The sequence below is a fragment of the Bacillus sp. EB V-12 genome (assembly GCF_056158125.1).
On the sequence record NZ_JBUXJL010000050.1, the window covers coordinates 1 to 1425 of the forward strand.

The 1425-nt window shown below is 32.1% G+C and carries 2 protein-coding genes; one reads left to right on the plus strand and one right to left on the minus strand.

From position 1 onward, the window contains the following. Positions 1 to 168: 168 nt before the first annotated feature. The gene (locus ACZDYH_RS30320) at positions 169 to 447 is read right to left on the minus strand and encodes an NAD(P)/FAD-dependent oxidoreductase (RefSeq protein WP_474888040.1); all 279 of its coding nucleotides are present in this window, start codon (positions 445 to 447) and stop codon (positions 169 to 171) included. A 498-nt stretch (positions 448 to 945) separates the two neighbouring features. Here ACZDYH_RS30320 and ACZDYH_RS30325 point away from each other — a divergent pair, with 498 nt between their 5' ends. Next, positions 946 to 1275, plus strand: a complete 330-nt coding sequence (locus ACZDYH_RS30325) for an ArsR/SmtB family transcription factor (protein ID WP_474888042.1) — start codon at positions 946 to 948, stop codon at positions 1273 to 1275. Positions 1276 to 1425 lie beyond the last annotated feature (150 nt).

Genomic DNA, 1425 nt, shown 5'->3' on the forward strand with positions numbered 1-1425 from the left:
AAGCATGGGGCGATAGAACGTTGAAGATTTTACGGTTGCAACGTTTTTCTGCAACCAACCTCATATCTTCAGTTTTCGAAGAGCAATCTGTACAAGTAAATGATAGCAAATATGTTGGCTTATGCCAACCGACATTCATCTCCCACCTAAAATTGGTGTTTCACACCTTCACATTTTTGAGGAAGGAGTCTTCTGTCGGAAAACGGTAATAAGGGAGAAGCTTTCTGCACAGTCACCTACAGCATAGATATCAGCATTTGTTTCCATTTTTGTATTTACTTGAATGACACTTGTTTCCCCGAGTGTCATCCCAGCTTTCGTCGCAAGTTGTGTGTTTAGACGTACACCAATGGAAAGAATGACAATATCATTTTCGATTTCTTTTCCGCTATCTGTTACAACTTTTGTTGCACGATTATCGCCTTCTAGTGCAGTAACTGTTTCCAAAAATAAAAGTTTTACTCCTTTTTCGTTCATATAGTTTTCAAACCGTTATGTTACATATTTATCCACTTATGGAATAACTTATTGTTCGATTATGTAATTATATTATCGCTTGATTATGTGTTTTTTAAGTGTTTTATTTCGACTTAACATTCTTTTTACAAAAGGTAGGGGGTTAGGCAAAATACATTCCAATCTATTTTTGTATATATGAATAGAAATCATTCCTATAAGATTGTCATATATATAAAAACAACTTATAATAATTGCAAAGAATGGATGAAAGGGGTTAGGATCGCTAAACATTGTGTGTTGATTTTGGAAAAAGAATAAAGAGCATTCAGAAGTGGTTAGATTTAACCGTGCAAGATATAGAAAACTTTAATGGGATTTCTACTTGATCCATTGAAAATATTAAAAAGAGTAAGGCACATCCTTCTGATATTGTTTGAATATATAAGTTAATATTTATGTAATTATAATTAGAACAGAGGTTGAGATATGCAAAAAAAAATTTACGAAGTTGAAAAGATATCAAATGTCTTGAAGCTTTTAGGTGATAAAACTCGATTAGCGATGATGAGAATGATATATGAAAAAGAATATTGTGTGTGTAACTTTGTAGATTTATTCCATATGAGTCAACCTTCGATTAGTCAACATTTAAGAAAACTTAAGGATGCAGGACTTGTAAAGGAAGAAAGACGTGGACAATGGATTTACTATTTTATGAATAAAGAAAGCGCATACTATCAATTGGTTCAAAATGTAATTAGTCATGTAGAATTACCACATGATGCATCTACTTGTGAAGATGATTGCTGTAAGTAAAACTAATTCATTGAAGGTGAAAAATAGTTAAAGACGTACCTATCTAGATGAGAGAGAGTCATCTAGATACATAAAAAGAAAGCTTTGAGGGTATAGTCTAGAATGAAACTTAATGAGTTAATAAGGGTTTCTTAAAAAAAGAGTGTATGT

Bases quoted from the DNA above. Each gene is read 5' to 3' on its own strand.
- ACZDYH_RS30325 (WP_474888042.1), top strand. From the start codon at position 946: ATGCAAAAAAAAATTTACGAAGTTGAAAAGATATCAAATGTCTTGAAG.